Source organism: Weissella sp. DD23 (assembly GCF_001579105.1).
Lineage (GTDB): Bacteria > Bacillota > Bacilli > Lactobacillales > Lactobacillaceae > Weissella > Weissella cibaria.
This window is the reverse complement of sequence record NZ_KQ970393.1, coordinates 185,552-186,424: the sequence shown is the minus strand read 5'-3', so window position 1 is coordinate 186,424 and position 873 is coordinate 185,552. Positions and strand designations below refer to the sequence as shown.

Below are 873 nucleotides of genomic sequence, written 5' to 3'. Positions count from 1 at the left end.
GCAAGAACAGTTGCAGTCATTGTTACGCCGAGTTGCGGCCAACGTAGAAGACATTCAAGTTACGCCCGAAGAAATGCGTGAAGCTTTTGGCGCATTTGGTGATCAGTTTAAGGGGATGCATGACATGCATCACATGGGGCGCGATATGCATCGCCAAATGCATCAAATGCGCCATGATGGGCATGGTGATTTCCCGTTTGCTGGCTGGTTTAATCGCAACAATAAGACAACCAAAGGTGAGGATGAGGATATTTAATCATGGATAATCGTGAAATTGGTCGTGATACACCCTATACGCGACCAGCGAAGTTTAACATGAAAGCATTTATGGCGTTGGTGCGTCAGACAAAACCAGCTTATTGGCAGTTAGCGCTTGGCTTGGGTTTGGGTGTGGTTGCAACGGGAATTCAATTGGCCGTACCGCATTTAGCGGGTGATTTGATTAACGGATTTGGTAAGGCAATTAACAAAACATTGTTGGCAAGTGTTATCGGCATGTTTATCTTGAGCGCAGTTATTAGTGCGGTATCAGGCACGGTACTCGGGATTTTTGGTGAAAATGTTGTCAGTCGATTGCGTAATAATTTGTGGGATAAACTCATTCGCTTGCGGGTCAGTTATTTTGATGACACGAAAGCGGGGGAAATGACGTCACGTTTGATTAATGATTCAACCCAAATTAAAGATTTGTTGGCTAATTCATTTCCACGTATGATGACATCGTTACTAACGGTTGTGGGTGCGCTCACATTGATGGTCATTAAGGATTGGCGGATGACAGCAATTATGGCGTTAGCAATTCCGTTGGTCATGCTCGTGATGATGCCAGTGATGCGTCAGTCACATAAAATTGGTCGTGATCGCCAAAATGCG

The 873-nt window shown here is 44.9% G+C and carries 1 protein-coding gene and 1 pseudogene; both read left to right on the top strand.

Annotated features, from left to right (window positions below):
- Window positions 1-256, top strand: a pseudogene (locus WEIDD23_RS14660) (MarR family transcriptional regulator); the annotation flags it as partial.
- A 2-nt stretch (window positions 257-258) separates the two neighbouring features.
- The coding region (locus WEIDD23_RS06915; RefSeq protein WP_242865454.1) for an ABC transporter transmembrane domain-containing protein at window positions 259-873 on the top strand (615 nt) is incomplete at its 3' end.